The sequence below is a fragment of the Aminobacter anthyllidis genome, from assembly GCF_018555685.1.
In the GTDB taxonomy this organism is placed as follows: Bacteria; Pseudomonadota; Alphaproteobacteria; order Rhizobiales; family Rhizobiaceae; genus Aminobacter; species Aminobacter anthyllidis.
The window spans coordinates 417,075-437,831 of sequence record NZ_JAFLWW010000003.1 but is presented as its reverse complement, the minus strand read 5'-3'; the positions used below and the strand labels follow the sequence as shown (position 1 = coordinate 437,831).

The 20,757-nt window shown below is 64.2% G+C and carries 20 protein-coding genes; 10 read left to right on the top strand and 10 right to left on the bottom strand.

Annotation, left to right across the window (positions count from 1 at the left end; genetic code table 11):
- Positions 1-10: 10 nt before the first annotated feature.
- Entirely contained in the window at positions 11-1,309 is a 1,299-nt protein-coding gene (locus J1C56_RS11785) for a DUF2778 domain-containing protein (RefSeq protein ID WP_214389266.1), read from the bottom strand.
- A gap of 344 nt (positions 1,310-1,653) precedes the next feature.
- On the opposite strand from J1C56_RS11785, the gene ettA reads away from it, so the two are divergent.
- The 4 genes from ettA to J1C56_RS11765 all read left to right on the top strand — a co-directional run bounded on the left by ettA (position 1,654) and on the right by J1C56_RS11765 (position 6,184).
- Positions 1,654-3,303: an energy-dependent translational throttle protein EttA gene (gene ettA, locus J1C56_RS11780; RefSeq protein WP_214389264.1), complete on the top strand. Its 1,650-nt coding sequence runs from the start codon at positions 1,654-1,656 to the stop codon at positions 3,301-3,303.
- 71 nt (positions 3,304-3,374) lie between these two features.
- Positions 3,375-4,142: a trans-aconitate 2-methyltransferase gene (gene tam, locus J1C56_RS11775; protein ID WP_214389262.1), complete on the top strand. Its 768-nt coding sequence runs from the start codon at positions 3,375-3,377 to the stop codon at positions 4,140-4,142.
- 201 nt (positions 4,143-4,343) lie between these two features.
- Positions 4,344-5,465, top strand: coding sequence for a beta-ketoacyl-ACP synthase III (locus tag J1C56_RS11770; protein WP_214389260.1), 1,122 nt, complete (start codon positions 4,344-4,346; stop codon positions 5,463-5,465).
- Between the two features lie 101 nt (positions 5,466-5,566).
- Complete coding sequence (locus J1C56_RS11765; protein WP_214389258.1) at positions 5,567-6,184, top strand: MOSC domain-containing protein; 618 nt, start codon at positions 5,567-5,569, stop codon at positions 6,182-6,184.
- 16 nt (positions 6,185-6,200) lie between these two features.
- Here J1C56_RS11765 and J1C56_RS11760 read toward each other — a convergent pair whose 3' ends face one another.
- The 4 genes from J1C56_RS11760 to tsaA all read right to left on the bottom strand — a co-directional run bounded on the left by J1C56_RS11760 (position 6,201) and on the right by tsaA (position 8,607).
- On the bottom strand, positions 6,201-7,148 hold the full coding sequence (locus J1C56_RS11760; protein WP_214389256.1) for an aminotransferase class IV: 948 nt from the start codon (positions 7,146-7,148) through the stop codon (positions 6,201-6,203).
- Positions 7,149-7,310: 162 nt separating this feature from the next.
- Complete coding sequence (locus tag J1C56_RS11755; RefSeq protein WP_214389254.1) at positions 7,311-7,787, bottom strand: Lrp/AsnC family transcriptional regulator; 477 nt, start codon at positions 7,785-7,787, stop codon at positions 7,311-7,313.
- On the bottom strand, positions 7,787-8,101 hold the full coding sequence (locus J1C56_RS11750; RefSeq protein WP_214389252.1) for a DUF2293 domain-containing protein: 315 nt from the start codon (positions 8,099-8,101) through the stop codon (positions 7,787-7,789). Before J1C56_RS11750 ends, J1C56_RS11755 begins: the two co-directional genes overlap by 1 nt.
- 2 nt (positions 8,102-8,103) lie before the next feature.
- On the bottom strand, positions 8,104-8,607 hold the full coding sequence (tsaA, locus tag J1C56_RS11745) for a tRNA (N6-threonylcarbamoyladenosine(37)-N6)-methyltransferase TrmO (protein ID WP_214390245.1): 504 nt from the start codon (positions 8,605-8,607) through the stop codon (positions 8,104-8,106).
- Between the two features lie 119 nt (positions 8,608-8,726).
- Here tsaA and J1C56_RS11740 point away from each other — a divergent pair, with 119 nt between their 5' ends.
- Positions 8,727-9,734 (top strand): ArsR/SmtB family transcription factor, encoded by a 1,008-nt coding sequence (locus tag J1C56_RS11740; RefSeq protein WP_214389250.1) that lies wholly within the window; start codon positions 8,727-8,729, stop codon positions 9,732-9,734.
- Positions 9,734-10,648 carry a methylenetetrahydrofolate reductase [NAD(P)H] gene (gene metF, locus J1C56_RS11735; RefSeq protein ID WP_214389248.1) on the top strand — a complete coding sequence of 305 codons (915 nt, stop codon included), beginning with the start codon at positions 9,734-9,736 and terminating at the stop codon, positions 10,646-10,648. The genes J1C56_RS11740 and metF overlap by 1 nt, the downstream gene beginning before the upstream one ends.
- Before the next feature lie 472 nt (positions 10,649-11,120).
- On the opposite strand, the gene J1C56_RS11730 is transcribed toward metF, so the two are convergent.
- On the bottom strand, positions 11,121-12,017 hold the full coding sequence (locus J1C56_RS11730) for a DMT family transporter (protein ID WP_214389247.1): 897 nt from the start codon (positions 12,015-12,017) through the stop codon (positions 11,121-11,123).
- 159 nt (positions 12,018-12,176) lie between these two features.
- Between J1C56_RS11730 and J1C56_RS11725 the strand changes: the two genes are divergently transcribed.
- Together J1C56_RS11725 and J1C56_RS11720 are read left to right on the top strand one after the other, a co-directional pair.
- Complete coding sequence (locus J1C56_RS11725) at positions 12,177-13,397, top strand: alanine racemase (protein WP_214389245.1); 1,221 nt, start codon at positions 12,177-12,179, stop codon at positions 13,395-13,397.
- A 149-nt stretch (positions 13,398-13,546) separates the two neighbouring features.
- Positions 13,547-14,416: an NAD-dependent epimerase/dehydratase family protein gene (locus J1C56_RS11720; RefSeq protein WP_214389243.1), complete on the top strand. Its 870-nt coding sequence runs from the start codon at positions 13,547-13,549 to the stop codon at positions 14,414-14,416.
- 96 nt (positions 14,417-14,512) lie between these two features.
- Here the strand turns inward: J1C56_RS11720 and J1C56_RS11715 are convergent, their stop codons facing one another.
- Together J1C56_RS11715 and J1C56_RS11710 are read right to left on the bottom strand one after the other, a co-directional pair.
- Positions 14,513-15,736: a lytic murein transglycosylase gene (locus tag J1C56_RS11715; protein ID WP_214389241.1), complete on the bottom strand. Its 1,224-nt coding sequence runs from the start codon at positions 15,734-15,736 to the stop codon at positions 14,513-14,515.
- Positions 15,737-15,902: 166 nt separating this feature from the next.
- Positions 15,903-16,706, bottom strand: a complete 804-nt coding sequence (locus J1C56_RS11710; RefSeq protein WP_214389239.1) for a glycoside hydrolase family 25 protein — start codon at positions 16,704-16,706, stop codon at positions 15,903-15,905.
- A 234-nt stretch (positions 16,707-16,940) separates the two neighbouring features.
- Here J1C56_RS11710 and J1C56_RS11705 point away from each other — a divergent pair, with 234 nt between their 5' ends.
- Positions 16,941-18,329: a serine hydrolase domain-containing protein gene (locus tag J1C56_RS11705; protein WP_214389237.1), complete on the top strand. Its 1,389-nt coding sequence runs from the start codon at positions 16,941-16,943 to the stop codon at positions 18,327-18,329.
- Here the strand turns inward: J1C56_RS11705 and J1C56_RS11700 are convergent.
- Both J1C56_RS11700 and J1C56_RS11695 read right to left on the bottom strand, forming a co-directional pair.
- Positions 18,322-18,987: a class I SAM-dependent methyltransferase gene (locus J1C56_RS11700; protein ID WP_214389235.1), complete on the bottom strand. Its 666-nt coding sequence runs from the start codon at positions 18,985-18,987 to the stop codon at positions 18,322-18,324. The genes J1C56_RS11705 and J1C56_RS11700 overlap by 8 nt on opposite strands.
- A complete protein-coding gene (locus J1C56_RS11695) occupies positions 18,987-20,231 on the bottom strand; it encodes a BtaA family protein (protein WP_214389233.1) in 1,245 nt (414 codons plus the stop codon). The genes J1C56_RS11700 and J1C56_RS11695 overlap by 1 nt, the downstream gene beginning before the upstream one ends.
- Before the next feature lie 195 nt (positions 20,232-20,426).
- Here J1C56_RS11695 and J1C56_RS11690 point away from each other — a divergent pair, with 195 nt between their 5' ends.
- Positions 20,427-20,714: a hypothetical protein gene (locus J1C56_RS11690; RefSeq protein WP_214390311.1), complete on the top strand. Its 288-nt coding sequence runs from the start codon at positions 20,427-20,429 to the stop codon at positions 20,712-20,714.
- Positions 20,715-20,757 lie beyond the last annotated feature (43 nt).

Sequence of the window (20,757 nt, the reverse complement as noted above, 5' to 3'; positions counted from 1 at the left end):
CCGTTTTGTCTCAGATGCTCTTGCCGTTGGAAGCCAGGCGGAAGCTTTCGCGTCCACCGCTCGGCACCACGATCATCTGCTTGACCTTGCCCTGCTTGAAGGCGGTGAGGAAGCGCTTGTAGTCGGCGAAGGCGACGCAACCGTGCGACTCTTCGCGTCCGCCGCGCAGCAGGTAGCTGTGGGTCAGGAAGCCGTCGCGGCCGTATTTGTTCTTGCCGTCGACCGGCAGCATGCGGATTGCCTCGACGCCGTGGAAGCGGCTTTCGCGCATCTTGAGATTGTAGGTGTGGGGCGGGGTCGGGCCGTTCATCTTGACGTGGACGTAGCGCGGGTTGTCGGCCATGTTGCCGATGCCCGAATGTGCCTCGAGCACGCTGCCGTCGGGCATGTAGACCTTTGCGGCGCTGATGTCGTAGACGGCGACGCCGTTGCCGGCCCTTGTCTTGCCGCCGAACAGGCTGCGCAGCGACTGGCCGAGCGTGCTGCCTGGCTTGTCTTCAGGAATTTCCGGGCGCGCATAGGCAAGCTTCGCAGGCTTTCGCGTTTCAGGCTTATCGGCTGTCTTTGGCTCATCGGCCTCAGGTTCGCCGGCATCCGCCTTGCCAGCGTCGGCAGGCTTGGCGGCGGCTGCTTCCGGGCGAAGTTCTGGACGGGGGCCTGCGGACGGGGTTTCGACATAATCGGGCAGGGCAGCTGCTTCAGCTTCGGCCTGCGCCGCCGCGAGTTCTTCCTCGGAGGGGCCTGTCAGCAAGGTCGATAGCGCCATATCGGCAGCGCCGCCTGGCGACGGATCGGCATAAGCGAGGATGGTCGGGCGCTCTGCGACCGACGCGGGCAATACCGGCTGGTCGGCGTCCGCTGTGGCAGAGGCAAGCTGCTGCAGTTCGACGGAGCTGGCCGAGAACAGGCTGGCGAGCTTCTTCGAGCTGAGATCGGCCTGCCTCGCGATGGTGTCGAAACGCGCAGCATGGCCGGTTGCGGGCGCCACCGCGGCAAACTGTGTCCCGGCGACGTCGGCGTGGCGCGCCGACTTGCCGCTGCCGCCGGTCAAGCTCGCCACGATGGCGGGCTTCGCGTCCTTGATGGCGATGACTGTTTTGGCCGCGGCGACGAGCCGCGATGCCTTGTCGGTACTGACATAGGCCGACAGGCGCGGCTGCTTGACGGTGGCCGCCTGAACATGAGGCTTGATCGTGAAGTGCGCCGGATCGAAAGCGCTGACATTGCCCATCGCGACCATGCCGGCCATCGACCAAGCCGCCAGGCCGGCAAAAGCCGTACCGAAGCTGGCGATCAGCAGTGGGCGCATCAGATGGCGCAAGGACTGTGGACGAACGATTTTACTCAAACGCGTAGCAGACCAGTTGTCGCGCAACGTCTTCCGGCCGGCGAGCGACCGCAGTGCGAGATTTCCGGAATGTCCCCAACTCGACAGAACGATGGAGAAAGGATGGACAAATATGGTTAAATTTTGCTTTGCGCCTGCACAGCTGTTTTGCATCGTTGCGCGCGTCGCCTGCTTCCGGCCGTTTTGAACCCGTGGGCCGGATCCGTCCAAGGCTTGAAGGCGAGGCCCGAAAGCATTTGCCGTTTGGGGTGGGATGGCCTACATAGCGCGCAAATCTCCGTTCACCTGAAGCAGGATACGCGCGCGTGGCACGCCAGTTCATCTATCACATGTCGGGACTGACCAAGTCCTACGGCACCAAGAAGGTGCTGGATAATCTCAACCTGTCGTTCTATCCGGACGCCAAGATCGGCATCCTCGGCCCCAACGGCGCCGGCAAGTCGACAGTACTCAAGATCATGGCCGGCCTAGACAAGGAATGGTCGGGCGAAGCCTGGCTGGCCGACGGCGCGACCGTTGGCTACCTGGCGCAGGAACCGCAGCTCGATCCGGCCAAGACCGTGTTCGAGAACGTCATGGACGGCGTTTCCAAGAAGACCGCCATCATCAATCGCTACAACGAGCTGATGATGAACTACTCGGACGAGACCGCCGACGAGGGCGCCAAGCTGCAGGACGAGATGGATCGTCTCAACCTGTGGGACCTGGAACAGCAGGTCGAGATGGCGATGGACGCGCTGCAGTGCCCGCCCGCCGACTCCGAAGTGACCCAGCTGTCGGGTGGCGAACGCCGCCGTATCGCGCTTTGCCGCCTCCTGCTCGAACAGCCTGACCTCCTGCTGCTCGACGAACCGACCAACCATCTGGACGCCGAGACCACGGCGTGGCTGGAAAAGCACCTGCGCGACTATCCCGGCTCGGTGCTGATCATTACCCACGATCGCTACTTCCTCGACAACGTGACCGGCTGGATCCTCGAACTCGATCGCGGCCGTGGCATCCCCTACGAGGGCAACTACACCAAGTATCTCGATGCCAAGGCCAAGCGCCTGATCCAGGAAGGCCGCGAGGACGATTCGCGCCAGAAGGCGATCTGGCGCGAGCGCGAGTGGATCGCATCCTCGCCCAAGGCACGCCAGACCAAGTCCAAGGCGCGTATCAAGGCCTATGAAGAGTTGGTGGAGAAGGCGGATCAGCGTCGTCCGACCGACACGCAGATCGTCATTCCGGCCGGCGAACGCCTCGGCAACGTGGTGATCGAGGTCGATAGCGTGAACAAGGGCTACGGCGACGAACTGCTGATCGAGAACCTGAACTTCAAGCTGCCGCCCGGCGGCATCGTCGGCGTCATCGGCCCCAACGGCGCGGGCAAGACCACGCTGTTCAGGATGATCACCGGCCAGGAAACGCCCGATAGCGGCACGATCCGTGTCGGCGAGACCGTCAAGCTCGGTTATGTCGACCAGAGCCGCGACGCGCTCGACCCGACCAAGACCGTCTGGGAAGAGATTTCCGGCGGTGCCGAAGTCATCAAGCTCGGCAAGCATGAAGTGAACAGCCGTGCCTATTGCTCGTCGTTCAACTTCCGTGGCGGCGACCAGCAGCAGCGCGTCGGCAATTTGTCGGGTGGCCAGCGCAACCGTGTCCACCTCGCCAAGATGCTGAAGAATGGCGGCAACGTCCTGCTCCTCGACGAACCGACCAACGATCTCGACACTGAAACGCTGGGCGCGCTCGAAGACGCACTCGAAGCCTATGCCGGCTGCGCCGTCATCATCTCCCACGATCGTATGTTCCTCGATCGCATGGCGACCCACATGCTCGCCTATGAAGGCGACGCGCATGTCGAGTGGTTCGAAGGCAACTTCGAAGAGTACGAGAAGGACAAGGTCCGCCGTCTCGGCGCCGATGCGGCAAACCCGCACCGGATGAGCCACAAGCGCCTGACGCGCTGATTTCCGACTTCAAGAACGCCCCGCCCCAAGCGGGGCGTTTTTGTTTCATGACGCCTCTGGGAGTTCCCGACATGAAAGACTGGTCAGCTGCGCAATATCTGAAGTTCGAGGATGAGCGAACGCGGCCGGCAAGGGACCTTGTGGCGCAAATTCCGCTTGAGAAACCAGGGCATGTCGTCGACATCGGCTGCGGACCCGGCAATTCGACCGAGCTGCTTGTCGAGCGCTGGCCCAATGCCCGGGTTTCGGGCTTCGACAGCTCGCCGGCCATGATCGAAGAAGCCCGCCAGCGGCTTCCCGGTGTCGACTTTAAGCTCGCCAATGCGCGCGACTGGACGCCTGATGCGCCGGTCGACGTGATCTTCGCCAACGCCGTGTTCCAGTGGTTGCCCGACCATCAGGCGGTGCTGGCTCGGCTGATGGGGCTGCTTGCGCCGGGCGGCTGCCTTGCGGTGCAGATGCCCGACAATATCGGCGAGCCGTCGCATGTGGCGATGCGCGAGACGGCGGCAGCCATGCCGTTTGCCGCTAAGATCGCCAATGCAGCGCGCGCTCAGCTGCCGTCGGTCGCATCCTATTACGACCTGCTTGTGCCGCTGTCGGCGCGGGTCGACATCTGGCACACGGTCTACAACCACCCGCTGGCCGACGCCGCCGCAATCGTCGAATGGGTCAAGGGCACGGGCCTGAAGCCGTTCGTCGATCCGCTCGACGCCGATGAGCGCCAAGCCTATCTCGCGGCCTACACGGCTCGCATTGCCGCCGCATACCCACCCACCGCCGACGGCAAGGTTCTCTTGCGCTTCCCCCGGTTGTTCGTGGTGGCCCAGCGAGGATAGGGCTGGATATCACGGCAAGTGTCGCATGAGGGCATATTCGAACGCTTCCATGTGACGTAAACTGCGCGGTGGCGAGTCCGGTGAGACGGGACAGGGCTTGCCGGGGCCTTAGGGCACCATTTGGTCGCTGGAGTATGGATTTTTCCGAAAGTGGTAACTGCTGTCGGGCATGCTTCGGGAATCATGCGACGGACGGGTTTTATGCATCGCGTTATCATCAGTGGCATCGGCGTTGAAATTCCTCAGGCTGCGATCAGCAACGATGAGCTGGTCACAAGCTTCAATGCCTGGGTCGACGTCGAAAACGTCAGGCGCGAGACGGCAGGGCAGGAGCCGATCAAGAAATCGGACAGCGAATTCATCGTCTATGCCTCCGGCGTGAAGAACCGCCACGTCCATACGCTGGACGGCATCCTCGATCCCGAGCGGATGACCCCGCGCATCGCACCCCGCGCCGACGACGATTTATCGGTCGAGGCCGAGTTCGGTGTGGCCTCGGCGCGCAAGGCGCTCGACCATGCCGGGCTGACCGGCGCCGACATCGACATGGTGATCTGTGCCGCCTCGCACCAGCAGCGGCCTTATCCGGCGATCTCGATCGAGATCCAGAAGGAGCTTGGCATCGAGGGTGCGGCCTTCGACATGAGCCTCGGATGCTCGTCGGCCGCGGCCGCACTGCACGTCGCGTTCAATCTCGTCCGCTCGGGCGGGCAGAAGCGCGTGCTGATCGTCACGCCCGAGATCATCACCGGGCACCTCAATTTCCGCGACCGGCAGACCCATTTCATCTTCGGCGACGCATCCGTGGCGATGGTGGTCGAGGCGATCGGGCCCAGGGAGACCCGGCCGGGGCGCTTCGAAATTCTCGACACGCGCAACTGGACGCAGTTCTCCAACAATATCCGTACCAATTTCGGCTTCCTGCTGCGCGCCGGCCAGGAAAACACCTCCGTCGTCGAGATGGAGGGCAACATGATCAAGCAGGTCGGCAACAAGGTGTTCAAGGAAGTGACGCATGCCGCGCACCGCTTCATCACCGCCTTCCTCGCCGACCACGGCATGACACAGTCCGACATCAGGCGCTACTGGCTGCACCAGGCCAATGCGCGCATGAACGCGATGATCCTCAAGCTGGCGCTCGGCCACGAGGCCGACCAGGACACCGCGCCGATGGTGCTGGAGCGCCTCGGCAATACGGCGGCGGCCGGTGCGATCATCGCGCTCAAGGAAAACCACGAGGACATGAAATCAGGCGACCACGGGCTCATCTGCGCCTTCGGCGCGGGTTACTCGATCGGCGGCGCGCTGGTCCGCATGATGTGATCGGCATCCATCATTTCGGATGATCCCAAGGATCAGGCTTTTTGGCTGGATTTGTGGTGGCACACCGTCCAAAGCAGCAGTCCGAAACCGGGAGGCCTGAGATGCTCGATCCGACAATGCACCGCGAGGGCGAACCTGAGATCCTGCCGGGCCGCAAGCTCGCCGGGCGTGTCGCCGGCGTCTACACCGCGCAGCATGACCATTTCGTTACGCGACCGACCGACGCGCTGCGGCTGACTTTCGAGGGCATCATAGGCGACGTCCATTCCGGCCACACCAGGCGCTCGGGCGGCCGCGAGCCGTGGTACCCGCGCGGCACCGAAATGCGCAACGAGCGGCAACTGTCGATCGTCGCGCCGGATGAACTCGCCATCGTAGCCGAGCGCATGGGCCTGGCCGAGATCAAGCCGGAATGGATCGGCGCCAACCTGTTGCTCGACGGCGTGCCGATGCTGTCGATGCTGCCGGCCGGCACGATGTTGTTCTTCAAGGGGGGCGTGACGATCAAGATCGACGGCCAGAACGCGCCGTGCCGTATCGCCGGGCGCTCGATTGCCGAGCATGCCGGGATGGCCGACCATGACGCCGGCTCGCTCATGTTTCCCAAGGTTTCGCGCCGCCTGCGCGGGCTTGTCGGCTGGGTCGAGAAGCCCGGCATGATCGCAGCAGGCGAGGAGGTCTCGGTGCGCGTGCCCGAGCAGTGGATCTACCGGGCGTGAGCGCCGTCCTGGCGGCTCACGAATAGGTGACCGGCGTCGACCAGTCGGGGTCGTCGTGCTTGGCCCAGTAGGCGTCCTTCAGCCTTGTTGTGATCGGACCGACCTGGCCGTTGCCCACGGTCGTGCCGTCGATCCTGGTCACCGGCATGATGCCGCCGGCGGTCGAGGTGATGAACACCTCGTCGGCGGCCAGTAGTGCCTCGACGCTGACATCCAGGGCTTCGGCGACAAGGCCAGCCTCGGCACAAAGGTCGAAGACGCTGCGCCGGGTGATGCCCGGCAGGACGCCGGTGGCTGGCGTCGCGAGACGTCCGTCCTTCACCGCAAAGACGTTGAAGCCCGGTCCTTCCGCGACATTGCCGTTGAAGTCGAGCAGGAGCGCTGTTTCGGCGTTGTTGTCATAGGCATCATAGAGGCCGCGCACGAGATCGAGCCAGTGGTAGTTCTTGACGGCGGGATCGATCGAGGCCGGGGGGATGCGCATGCGCTGGCTGATCGCAACATGCAGGCCGCGCGCGAGCTGTTCCGGGTTGGCGACCGAACCGAACGGCACGGCGAAGGCCATGAAACGGTTGATGGCATCACGGGGGTCGCGGCTGAAGGTCGGGGACGCGCCGCGGGTGCACAGCATCTCGACATAGGCCGCGCGATGGCCAGCAAGGGCCACGCAATTGTGCAGGATTTCGGTGACGTGATCGCGGTCGAACGGGATCGACATGCGCAGCCGCTCGAGCCCGCCGAAGAAGCGTTCGAGATGCAGGTCGAGGCGGAAGAAGGCACCGTTCCAGACATGGACGGTGTCGTAGGTCGCGTCGGAATGCAGGAAGCCCCAATCCAGCACCGAAATCTTTGCCTCGGACATCGGCAGGTATTGGCCGTCGAGGAAGGCGACGCCGGAGGGGTAGGAATGCGGGTCGACGTGGCGGCTTTCGAGTGTGGGCAATTGCTTTGGTGCGAAATCCATGGGTTCCTCTCCGCTTCCGGACTTTCGGGGAGAATTTGCCTGCTAGCGATGCGCCATTTCTGTCAAAATGCCGGGCCAGATGAGGCGAACCGATCGAAATTCGGGCTTCGGTGAAGTAAATGCCTTCTCTCCGGCCGCAACAGCCGGGTGTGAGGCTCGGAGCTAGATGGCGACGCGCGGCTCGAACTTGACGCGGTCCAACATGATCATCGAGCGGAACTTGCGCAGGTTGGGATTGGCGTAGAGCCATTTCTGCGTGAAGGCCTCGAAGGCCGTGATGTCCTCGACGGTCACGACGACGACGAAATCGGCGTCGCCGGTGACCATGTAACATTGGGTCACTTCGGGTGCGTCACGCATCTGCCGCTTGAATGCGTCGACGAGGTCGCGCCGCTCGGCTTCCAGTTCGATGTTGATCACTGCCGTCAGCGATTTGCCGACGAGCTTGGGGTCGACGATCGCGATGTCGGCAACGATAACGCCGGCGTCGCGCAGCCGCTTGACCCGGCGCACGCAGGAGGCCGCGGATGACGCGACCCGCTCGGCCAATTCGGCAAACGACAGCCGGTTGTCCTGCTGCATCACGGCCAGGATGCGGCGGTCGAGATCGTCGAGCGGCTCGGTGCGCGGCTTGTCCATCATCCCTCCTCGTCGTCGGGATCGAGCAGCCGGGTGGCGCGCCAGCGGGTCAGGGTGGCGTTGGTCTGGTCGATGACGAAGAAGCGGGCGGAGTCGCGGTCGTAACCTTCGGACAGGAGCTTGTCGTAGTCGGTATGGGCATGGCGGACATGGGCGACGGTCGCCAGCCACACCGCAATCGACGGCGGCAGCGTTTTCATGTGCACGGCCAGCGCCTCCGTCCTGATCGCCTCTATGTCGGCATAGGGCGCCAGCGGCAGCAGTGCCGTCAGCGATTTGGCGACTGCGCGGCGGCGGCCGGTGGGGGCAGCCATGCTCAGCTGTCCTTGCCCGGCCGAGTGGCGTCGGGAAAGGCGTCGACCGAGGGGAAATAGGCCTTGAGGTCGATGACCGGCGTGCCGTCGAGCGCGTCGATGGCATCGAGTTCGATGCGCCCGGTCTCGATGTCGAGCGAGACGATGCGCGCGACATGCAGGCCGACAGGGTTCGGCCGGGCAGGGGAGCGCAATGCGAAAACGCCTTTCGCGTCAGAGGCATGGCGCGGTTTCTGGACAATCAGATTCCGCGGCGCCTGTTCGAACCAGGAGAGCACGACGACATGGCTGAAGCCAGCGAGACCGGCGAGGCCAGGCCGGTAGGGGGCGTCGACCACAACTGTCGCGCCGCCGCCACGTTCTCGCGCGGCATTCATGTTCTTGGGGCAGTCCTCGCGCAGCTTCCAGGGCGAGGCGATGCGGCCGATATAGGCGAGGCTGGCGTCGAACGACTGCGTCGCGGGATCGCCGGTCAGCGCTATCTCGCCCTCGCGCTGTTCGAACATCTGCATCGGCCCCTCCCACGGTCGCGCCATTTTCTTGCCCGCATGCGACATTGGGCGTTGCAATCGTCAGCGTCGTCACATAAAGATATGTTTATGTCTTTTGGCGAGAACCAAAGCCGATGCATGTGACGCTCGACACCATGGTAGATACCTTGAAGGCGGCAGCCGAATCCAGCCGCCTTCGCATTCTGACGCTGCTTTCGCGCGGAGACCTGACCGTATCGGACCTGACCGATATCCTTGGCCAGTCGCAGCCACGCGTGTCGCGCCATCTCAAGCTGTTGCTCGAGGCCGGCCTGATCGACCGCTACCAGGAAGGCTCGTGGGCCTTTTTCAGGCTGTCGGATGCCGATCAGGCGCGCGGCTTCGTGCAGGGGCTGGTTTCAAGCATCGACACCTCCGATGGCCAGGTGGTGCGCGATTTCGAGCGCCTCGACGACGTCAAGCACAAGCGCCAGGAGCGCGCCGCCCGCTATTTCAGCGCCAACGCAGCCAGCTGGGACGAATTGCGCTCGCTGCATGCACCCGATCGCGCCGTCGAGGCTGCCCTCGTCAAGCTCGTCGGCAAGCGGCCGTTCCAGTCGATGCTCGACCTTGGCACCGGCACCGGCCGGCTGCTTGAAATCTTCGCGCCGCTTTATCGCCGCGGCGTCGGCATCGATCAGTCGCGCGAGATGCTGGCGGTCGCCCGCGCCAATCTTGACAAGGCCGGCGTCGCCAATGCCCAGGTGCGCCAGGGCGACATCTTTTCGCCGCCGGTCGAGCGCGACGCCTTCGATCTTGTCACCATCCACCAGGTGCTGCACTATCTCGACGATCCGGCCCGCGCCATCCAGGAGGCCGCCCGTCTGCTGCGTCCAGCGGGACGGCTGGTGATCGTCGACTTCGCCCCGCACGGGCTCGACTTCCTGCGCTCCGAGCATGCGCATGCGCGCCTTGGCTTCTCCGACCGGCAGATCGAGGACTGGCTGTCCGAAGCCGGACTGGAGCTCGAGGAGACCCAGGAATTCGAACCGCGCTCGTCGACCAAGGCGAGCCTGACGGTCAAGCTGTGGCTGGCGCGTGACAAGCGCCTGCTGATCGCCGATCCCAATCCTGAATTGCAAGCCCAAAGGGAAACTGCCTGATGAACCAATTTCCGCTCTCCAGGCGTTCCGACATCGGCAACAAGATCCGCGTTTCCTTCGAGTTCTTCCCGCCCAAGAACGACGACATGGAAGCGCGCCTCTGGGAGACCGTGACCAGGCTCGAACCGCTTCGCCCGCAGTTCGTCTCGGTGACCTACGGTGCCGGCGGCTCGACGCGCGAGCGCACGGCTCGCACGGTGAAGCGCATCCTGCAGGAATCGACGCTGACGCCCGCCGCGCACATGACCTGCGTCGATGCGACCCGCGAGGAGGTCGACCAGGTGATCGCAGAGTTCGCCGCCATGGGCGTGAAGCGCTTCGTGGCGCTGCGCGGCGACCCCAAGGAAGGCGTGGGCGCGGCCTACCAGCCCCATCCCGGCGGCTATGCCAACGGTGCCGAACTCGTCGGCGCGCTCAAGGCGCAGGGCGATTTCGACATCTCGGTGTCGGCCTATCCTGAAAAGCACCCGGAAAGCCCCGATTTCGCAACCGATTTCGACATGCTGAAGCGCAAGGTCGACCAGGGCGCGACGCGGGCCGTCACCCAGTTCTTCTTCGACAACGACCTTTACGAGCGCTACGTCGAGCGTGCCCGCAAGGCCGGCATCTACATTCCGATCGTGCCGGGTATCCTGCCGATCCACAGTTTTGGCCAGGTTGCCAATTTTGCCTCGCGCTGCGGCGCGCATGTGCCGGGCTGGCTGGCCGAGCGGTTCGAGGGCCTCGACAAGGATCCGCAGACGCATGCGCTTGTCGCCTCTGCGGTGGCGGTCGAGCAGGTGCTCGACCTCGTCGAACGCGGCGTCAGCGACTTCCATTTCTACACGATGAACCGCGCCGACCTGGTGGTGGCGGTGTGCCACATGATCGGTATCCGGCCGCAGCCGCTGGTCCAGGGCTCGGCCGCGGCCTGATCCGCGGGCTGCCAGCCGGGCAGGGACGGAATCAAAAAGGCCGGGAGGGTGATCCCGGCCTTTTCGAAAGCTTTCACCTTGGAGGTGTTTTCGTCTTCCGCCGACGAGCGGCCTATGGAAGAACTCCGACAATAAGCGCGCCGATGAAGGCAAAGGCAGCGCAAATCATGACTGCATTGATTGACCTAGTCAGTCCCATGCATAGCCTCCTCTTTGCAAGCCACAGGCCGGAATCTAGGGGTATTTCGGTCACACACAAGAAAAAAATGTGCTGCATTGCGACAGAATTATGAGAAATACGACACGTTTTTTCCGCTTAGCCGTTGGATTCACTTGGTAAATGCAACGGCAAGGGTTGTGGAGAAATTGTGGCTAATCGATTAGCCAAACCGGCGCCGCACGGCCCTGTCGGGCGCGTCGAAGTCGCCGCGGCTACATGGTCCATTCTGAAAATCGGTGCCAATCTTCGATGTCATGCGCCGGCCGGCTGGCGGCGCCTGAACAGGCGGCCGTCGATGGTCACCAGCCCAAGCGCGATCAGTGCCATGCCGCCCAGCTCGAATGGCTCGAGGCGCTCGCCAAGGAAGGTGACGCTGAGCAGCATCGCGCTTGCCGGCACGATCAGCGTCACCAGCGAGGTGTTGGTGGCGCCGGCCGATGCCACCAGCTTGAAGAACAGAATGTAGGCGAAGGCAGTGGCAACCAGTGCCAGCGCGAAGGTGGCGAGCCATGCGTTGGCGCTGGCCGCGAACAGGCCCGAGGTGCCGTAGAGCGCCAGCACGACAGGCACCATGATGATGCTGGAGGCGGTCATCTGGCCGGTCGCGATGATTGCCGGCGGCACGCCCTTGAGCCTGCGCGCGACCATCAGGGCAAAAGCATAGGAGAGCGAGGCGCCGACAAGGGCGAATTTCGCCCAGACCGGGCCGCCCAGCCCGGCAACGATGCCGGGTCCGACCATGATCGCGGTGCCGCCGATGCCGAGTGCGATGCCAACGAGCTTGTTCCAGTTCAGCTTCTCGTCGCTGGTGAGGACGTTGGCGACGATCAGTGTCCAGAACGGCGTGGTGGCGTTGAGCACGGAGGCGAGGCCGGCGCCGATCTCGGTCTGGCCAAGGCAGATCAGCGTGAAGGGGATGACGTTGTTCAGCACCGCCAGGCCAAACAGGATGCCGGCATGGGGCAGAGCGAGCCGGAAGGAGGGGCCGCGCAACAGCAGGAAGAGGTGCAGTGCCACACCGGCGATCAGCACCCGAAACAGGACGAGCTTGAGCGGCGCGATCTCTGCGACAGCGATGTGCACGCAAAAGAACGATCCGCCCCAGATGGCGCCAAGGAGCAGCAGCCTGGCCCAATCGCGTGCACTCATGTCCGCTTCCTTCTTCGCTTCGTCACATTCGACAGCTACGCGCGATTCTCGGGTAGGGCCACCCGATTCCATTGGCTGACGCAATACTCCTGCCAAGCCCTGTCGGGTTGCATCGCGGACCGCTTGGTTTAGATTTCGGCCGGCAAACGAGGAGCTTCCATGCAGCGATTCGAAAACGCACGCGAGGCCGCATTGGCGCTTCGCCCGGACGCCCCGGTCTATTGCTTCAGGCCCGAAGTGCTGAAGACCGATGCCCGAGCCTTCATGGAGATGTTCCCCGGCAGGACCGCCTATGCGGTCAAGACCAATGGCGAACTGATCGTCTTGAAGGCGCTTGTCGAGGCCGGCGTGACGATGTTCGACGTGGCCTCGCCCGGCGAGTTCGCGGCGGTGCGCGAGGTCTCGCAGGACGCCGAGATGATCTACATGCATCCGGTCAAGGCGCAGTCGGACATCAGGCTGGCGCTGGAGACCTATGGCATCCGGGTGATCGCGGTCGACCACGAGGACGAGATCAACAAGCTGACCCGCGTCGTGCGTGCGCTCGACATCGACCCCGGGGCGATTACCGTGTTCGTGCGTGTGCAGACCAAGGGATCGGCGGCCTACGAGCTGTCGAAGAAGTTTGGCGCAGGTCCGGCCAATGCCGTCGAACTCTGCGAGCGGCTCAACCGCAACGGCTACAAGGTCGGGCTGTGCTTCCATGTCGGCAGCCAGATAGAGGACCCCGATACTTACGAGCGGGCGCTTGCCTCGGTCGACTGGGTGCGCAATCGCGTCAGTTTCGATCTTGCCGGCCTCGATGTCGGCGGCGGATTCCCGGCCGAGTACGGCCATGATCCCAACAGCAAGAAGCCGGTGATGCCGTCGATCGGCCAGATCATGTCGCGCTTTCGCGGCGACCTGAAGGAATACAATTTCGACGAGATGCCACTGGTCGCCGAGCCGGGCCGGGTGATCGTTGCGCGGTGTCTCTCGCTGATCGTGCGGGTGCTGCTGCGCAAGGGCAGGCGGCTCTACATCAATGACGGCATCTGGGCGTCGCTGTCGGATTCATGGACAGGCAAGATCACGCTGCCGGCGCGCTTCATTCCCGATCCCGCTATCCGCACACGCAACGGCGATGTCGGCAAGATCGTGCCGTTCAAGGTGTGCGGGGCTACCTGCGATTCCGTCGATATCCTGTCGCGGCCGTTCTGGCTGCCCGAGACCATCGACACCGGCGACTGGATCGAGATCGGCCATATCGGCGCCTATTCGCTGTCCTTGCGCACGCGGTTCAACGGCTTCTACCCCGACACCTTCGTCGAGGTGACGACGCCCTTCGATGAGGGCGAAGCGCCTGTGGGCTTCGCCAGCCTGGAGACGATGGCTGATTGAAGGAAGCGAGTAGGGAGTAGGGAGTAGCGAATAGGGAGTAGGGAAAAAGCGGCTTGAATTGTCGCGTGAGTACTCCGATCTACTCGCTACTCGCTACTCGCTACTCGCTACTCGCTACTCGCTACTCGCTACTCGCTAAGTGACATTCCATGCATGTTTTCCTTCTCGGCGGCACCGGTTTCATCGGTCGCCATGTCTTGCGGCGCCTGGTCGAGGTCGGCCATGAGGTGATCGGTCTCGCGCGTTCCGAGGCATCGGCTGATCGGCTCAAGGCCGCAGGTGCCACGCCGCTTCTCGGCGACCTGCGCGCGCCGACGGAATGGGTCGGCAAGATCCCGGAGGTGGACGCGGTCATTCATGCCGCGTCAGACTTTGGCGATGACATGGGACCCGTCGACGCGGCGTTGCTCGATGCGCTCCTGCCAGTGCTGGGCGCGATGCCGAAGCGGCCACGTTTCGTCTACACCGGCGGCTGCTGGCTGTTCGGCGCGACCGGCGACAGGGTAGCCACCGAGGACAGCCCATTCGACCCGCTGCCGGCCTTCAGCGGCACCATCGACAACATGACGCGGCTGCTCGAAGCACCTGAGATCGATAGCTTCGTCGTGCATCCGGCGATGGTCTATTCGTCCGAAGGCGGCGTGTTTTCTTCCTTCATGGAAGCGATGCGCGAGGGCAGGCCGGCCGAGGTTATCGGCTCGGAAGATGTCGTCTGGCCGCTGGTCCATGCCGACGACCTTGCTGACCTGTACCTGCGGGTCGTTGAAAAGGCGGAAGCCGGCTCGGTCTACAATGGCTCCGCCATCTCAGGACTGACTGTCGGCGAGATCGTCCAGGAGGTGGCGCGGCTGCAAGGTATGGATCGGCCGGACCGACGTATCGTCAGCGCCGATCTTGCAGCGGAACGCCTGGGCGAATGGGCGCGGGGCTATGCCATCAGCCAGCGCCTGAGCGGCGACAAAGCACGCGTCGAGCTTGGCTGGAAGCCGGTGCACGGTGACACGGCGGCGTTGTTTTAGAGGGAATGGCGAGTAGCAAGAAGGGTCTTGCGTGGTAGTGGCGCGAACGTTGCCGCGCTCACTACTCACTACTCACTACTCACTACTCACTACTCACTAGAGATTCGCCAGCAGCTCGTCCGTCGGCCAGCCGTCGACAGGCAGCTTGAGGCGCATCTGTTCCTGGCGGATGGCTTCGCGGGTGTTGGTGCCCAGGATGCCGTCGATGCCGCCGACGTCGTAGCCCTTGTCTTGGAGCTTCTGCTGCAGGGCCTTCATCGCGTCGCCGGTCAGGCCGGCGTCAGGGTTGCCGCGGTCGAATGCCGGCTGGCCGGCGAGGCGGGCTGCCAGATGTGCTGCGGTCAGCGTGTAGGTCGCCGACTGGTTCCATTCGAGATAGACGTCGTAATTGTCGTAGGTCAGGAAGGCCGGACCCTTGCGGCCCATCGGCAGCACGATGCCTGCCTTGAGGCCGGTATCCTTGAGCGGGGTGCCATCGCGCATGGTGACGCCCATCGCAGCCCAATGTGCAAGCGGCTGCTTGTTGGTGCGGCCGGTTTCTTCCCAGGCCATTTCGGCAGGCACCCGGACCTCTTCGATCCACGGCTCGCCGCGCTTCCAGCCGCGCGACTGGATCTTCTTGCCGGTGGTCAGGATGACGTCGGCAGGCGTATTGCGCAGGTCGACGATGCCGTCGCCGTCGCCGTCGACGCCGCGCGCCAGATAGTCGGAGGGCAGGATCTGGGTCTGGCCGATTTCGCCGGCCCAGGCGCCCTGGACATCGGCGGGCAGCACGTTGCGGTCGATCAGGGTCAGCAGCGGGATTACCTGCGGGCGGAACAGATCGGGCCGGCGGCAGTCATGCGCCAGCGTGACCAGCGCGTTGAGTGAGTTGAAATTGCCCTGCACCGCGCCGAAGTCGGTTTCCAGCGCCCAGAAGGCGGCAATCACCGGACCGGGAACGCCGAATTCCTGCTCGGCCATGGTGAAATACTGGCCATATTTCTGCAGGTTGGCGGCACCGTGCTTGAGCCGGTAGCCGCTGATCATGCGCTCGGAGAACTGGGTGAAGGTCTGGGCGAAGACACCCTGCGCCCGGTCGTGCTCGAGTACCTTGGGATCGAGCGCAGCATTGGCCAATGCCGACAGGCCCTTCTCGCCGACGCCGGCTGTGCGCGCCTCGTTGGCGAGGTTTTGCTTCCAGGTGGCGAAGTCGTCGCCGCATTCGGAGGTCGCCACCGGCGGCGCGGCCGGGGTGACGGCGGCAGTGTTCTGCGCGTTTGCCGGCATTGCGGCGGTGGCGAAAAGGGCGGCGACCAGCGCCTTGCTCAGCAGTTTCATGGGCAGCTCTCCTGCTTGGCCTTTCAGGCTTTCGCGGAACGGCGAAAGCAGGCGGACGGCCAACTCAATGTCTTGCCGCGCCTTCTACAGAACCGGGGCGAGGGCCGCACCCCCTCTTCTTGTCGCATCTGCCATGCGAATATGCAGCCCGGCGGAGCGGTCCGGGCTATCTCGTGTTGGCGGCGAGCCACTTCCTCCAGCTCGCTTCGCTGCCATTGAAGACGTTGATGTCGGCGTCACCCTTGATGCCGGGCACAACACCGGTGCCGGTGTACTGCCAGAAGGTGAAGGGGTGGCTGCCGTATCTCGACGTCGGATGGCCGGCGACCGAGCGCAGCCAGTATGGGTAGCCACGGAAGGTCGACAGGTTGTTGTCGTCGAAGAAGTCGATCGAGGTGTAGATGATCGGCTTCTTGCCGTAATGCTTCTCGACCATTTCGAGGAAGATCTTCATCTCGCTGCGCACGGTCGCTGCAGGCGGACGAAGCTTGCAGCTCGGCGACTGCGGGTTCCACTCCATGTCGAGGATCGGTGGCAGGGACGAGCCTTCCCTTGGCACGTTGTCGATGTACCAGCGCGCTTGTTCGGCTGCGGGGCGGCAGAAATAGTAGAAATGATAGGCGCCGCGCGGCACGCCCGCGGACTTGGTTTCGCGCCAGTGCTCGGCGAAATAGTCGTCGACGCGGTCGCCGCCCTCGGTCGCCTTGATGAAGGCGAAGGAAATGCCACTGCCCTTGGCCTGCTGCCAGTCGATGGACGTCTGGTACTTCGAGACGTCGGTGCCGTGAACAGCATAGGTCCAGGGCGCGCCGCTTTCCCACTGGTGCGGGTCGCTGTCGCTGAAGCGCGGATTCTTGACCGAAACGGAGGCCATGCTGCCCGGCTTGCCGACCGGGGCAAGCGACAGCGTGTCGGAAGTCGAGCAGGCGCCGAGGAAGGCGAGCAGCACAAGAGCCGAAGCGCGGCGCATTACTTCTCCTTGCGGCCGGCAGGAACCGGCCAGAGCACATCGTTTATGGGGCAGGCCCTGCGGCCCGGATACTATTCCGATGGATCAGCGGTTTCCCCGAGACACCGCACATCCCCCTCTGTGATCGCCGATCATGGTTGATAAACCGTTGATCGCGCTCGACAGCCTGAAAGATTTGCGTGAGGAATGACGGCAATTCCATGGCGGACGCGTGACGTCGGGGCGGGGGAAGCAATGCGCATCATCGGCAAGATACTGAAATGGCTGGTCGCCCTCATCGTGTTGGCGGTCGCCGGGTTGTCAGCCTGGCTCTACTTTGCGCCACCGGCACTGATCCGCGTCGGCTCCGGTTATGCCGCCAAGATCGTCTGTTCCAACGTCTTCATTGCCGGCCGCGATGCCAATCAGGTGCTGGCCGACGACGTCCAGGCGCCGGGCCATCCACTGCTCAGGCTGATGTCGGTCAGCGTCGACCAGAGTGCCGGCACGGTCCGCGCCGGGCTGTTCGGCATCTTCGGCAGGGGGCTGGCGGTTGCCCATGACGGCGCCGGCTGCAGCAACGTGCCGGACGGCGACATCGCCGCTGCCGCACTCGGCGCCGTTCCGGGGGCACCCGCAGCCAATGCCGAGGCGCTGTGGCCGGAGGGCGAGAAGGTCGATGCCTCGCAGAACCCGGCGATCGCGGCCGTTCTCGACGATGCAGCGCTGGCCGGACCCGGCATGCGCGCCATCGTCGTCGTGCAGAACGGCCGGATCGTCGGCGAACGTTATGGCGAGGGTTTTGCTGCTGCGACCCCTCTGCTCGGCTGGTCGATGACAAAGACGGTGACTGCCGCGATCATCGGCACGCTCGTCGCCGACGGCAAGATGTCGGTCGACAGGACGGCGTTGTTCGAGCCGTGGAAGGCGGACGGGCGCGCCGCGATCAGCCTGGCCGACCTGATGGCGATGTCGAGCGGGCTGGAGTTCAACGAGGATTATGGCGACGTCACCGACGTCACGCGGATGCTTTATCTCGAGCCCGACATGGCGAGCTTCGCCGCGGCCAAGCCATTGGCTGCCGACGTCGGCAAGAAATTCTCCTATTCCAGCGGCACGACCTTGCTTCTGTCGCGGCTGTGGCAGGACGCCGTCGGCGACCCGGCCAAGGCCCTGGCCTGGCCGCGCGAAAAGCTGTTCGGGCCGCTCGGCATGACCACTGCCGTGCTTGAGGCCGATGCGCGCGGCACCTTCGCCGGTTCGTCCTATCTTTACGCCTCGGCGCATGACTGGGCGCGCTTCGGCCAGTTCCTGCTGCAGGACGGCGTGTGGAACGGCGCGCGCATCCTGCCTGAAGGCTATGTCGCCTGGATGCGCGAGAAGGCGCCGGCTGCCCCGATTGGCGAGTACGGCCGCGGCCAGCTGTGGCTGCAGGGGCCGGAGGGCGGCACGCCGGAGGGCGAGGACCCCGATGTCGGCTTCGACCTGCCCGACGACACCTTCTGGATGCAGGGCCATGACGGCCAGACGGTGGCGATTGTGCCCTCAGCCAATCTCGTTGTCGTCAGGCTCGGCCTGACGCCGTCGAAGCTGCGCTACAAGCCGCAGGCGATGCTGTCTGCGGTGGCCGCGGCACTCAAATAGGCTTTGGCCCGCCGACGACGACGAGCCAGGCGTAGCCTCGGTACAGCGAGGTAAAGCGACAGCTTTTGCCGGCGGCGCGGGCCTGGGCGGCGATTTCGGCAGCCATGGTCTCGCGCGGCGTGACGTGGAAACGCGCCAGCCAGCCGCGCAGCAGTTTGCGAAACCAGCCGGGCAGCCCTTCCTGCTGGCCAAAATCGACGATGTGGACGGAGCCCGCGGACGCTGTCAGTGCCGCCGATACAGAGCGCTCCCAGCCCGGGATCATCGACAGGGCGTAAGAAACGAAGACGCGGTCGAAGCCGCCGCGCCCGAACAGGGCGGCAGCGTCGAACGAAGTGGCGTCGGCCTGCGCCAATGAGATGCGATCCGACAGGCCGGCACGGGCGATCGACGCCCTTGCCGTCACCAGCATCTCGGCGGAGATGTCGAGGCCATAGAAATGGGCATTCGGAAAACGCCTGGCGGCGAGGATCAGGTTGCGCCCGGTGCCGCAGCCGAGTTCGAGCACGGTGCCGCTCATGGGCGGAGCTAGCTCGGAGATCATGCGGTCGCGGCCGAGCAGGTAATATTTGCGCGTCAGGTCGTAGATGTGGCGCTGATGCCGGTAGACGCTGTCCATCAGCCCGGAATGGCCGGCCGAAAGCTCGGGCGCGCTCATCAGGACTTCTTCACATAGAGGTGGAAGCCGCCATAGATCGCCGAGCGGTCGCGGGCGGTGTAGTCGCGCGAGGCCTGCTCTTCGTAGCTCCACTGGTCGAGCAGTGCGGGTGAGAGGCGGCCCGGCAGCAGGCTGGGCTCGGCTGCGGTGCGGAAGATGACGCGGGCGCCCGATGCGGCGGTGCGGGTGATTTCGGTCCACAGCGCGTTGAGCTGGTCGTCGCTCATCCAGTCCTGGGCATCGAGCAGGATGTAGCGGTCGACCGAGCCCGCGTCCTTGCCGGCCAGCAGTTCGGTGAAGTTGGCGTGGTGGATGCCGACGCGATCAATGTTGGCGCGGATCGTCGCATAGTTGTCCTGCTCGAGATAGGCGGGCAGGGCGGCTTCGCCGGGCTTCGGGTAGCGGCGGGCGAAGGCCTGCCAGGCGAAGTAGTTGTTTTCGAGCGGGAAGTCGCAGGCAAGCTTCTCGAGCCGGGCCTTGAGCACGCCAGCCATCGAGCCGTCGCCGGAGGTCAGCAGCGAGTCGTATTGCGCCGGCGGGATGCCGAGGCCGAACAGCGAGGATTTGCGCGCGGTGATGAAGCGCAGCATGCGGCGCTCGAACACCGGCGCGATCTTTTCGTCGAAGAAGCGGCGCTGTTCGGCCTGGCTGCCGGTGGCCATGATGGCGGCGGGGTCGACGCCGTAAAGCTTGGCGACGCGGTGACCGGCGGCGATGAACAGGCCGAGCAGGCCGGTCTTGTAGAAATTGCCGTCGAAGGTGGCGATGCGGCGCTTGCCGCGCCAGTTGCGGCGCTCCCAATAGGCGCGGCTCGAGGCGTCGAGATGCGGCGCGATGAAGCGGTCATAGGCATGCGAGTTGTGCTCGACATCGGCTTCGCCGAAGAAGCGGAAGAGATCGCCTTGCGTCGGCAGGTGGCGCACGGCTGCCAACTTCATCCTGTTCAGCGCGATGTGGGCGCCGTTGAGGTCGACGGCGTCGATCCTGGCCGGCGAACGGGTGAGATAGGCAAGGATGTTGCAGCCGCCCGAAGCGATGGTGACGACCTTGTGGCCCTCGCCAAGCTGCATCGCCTCCATGTCGACGTCGGGGTCTTCCCATATCTGGGGGTAGACGAGCCCTGAAAACAGCAACGCAAAGAGCCGTTCGGAAAGACCTTCCTTGGAAAGCGCGCGGTTCTGGTAGACCGCCTTTCCAACTTTCTTGCCGCGACGAAAGACAAGTTCTCCGGAAACGTCAGTCATGGAAATGCGATTCCCCGCTTCGTTGTTGGGCGCAGCGGGTAGACTACCGGCGTGACAGCGCGGTGACGGCGCGATGACGGCGGCACGACAGGTCTTATGTGACAGGCCGACTCCGAACGTTACGAAACCGCTCGACGTCCTGCGCATTTCATCTCCGACGCCCGTTCGACGGGCCGTCCTGAAAAGGAGACTGTTATGAAAAAACTCATTCTCGCGTCGGTTTCCGCCCTGGCCCTGTTTGGCGTTGCCGCCTGCAGTGACAGCAACACCGACAGCACGACGACCGAAAGCGTGAAGCCGCCTGCAACCGAGCAGCCAGCGCCGATGACGCCGGCGCCCGCGACGCCTGAGGCCTCGCCACCGGCGACCGACGACACCACGACCAAGAGCATCACGCCGGCACCTGAGACCGGAACTGGCGGCGACATGCAGAACAACGACATGCAGCCCAAGCCGGTAGAGCCGGCTGCGCCCGCGCAGTAAGGTTGCGGGAGGAGGAAAGGCCGGAGCATCGCTCCGGCCTTTT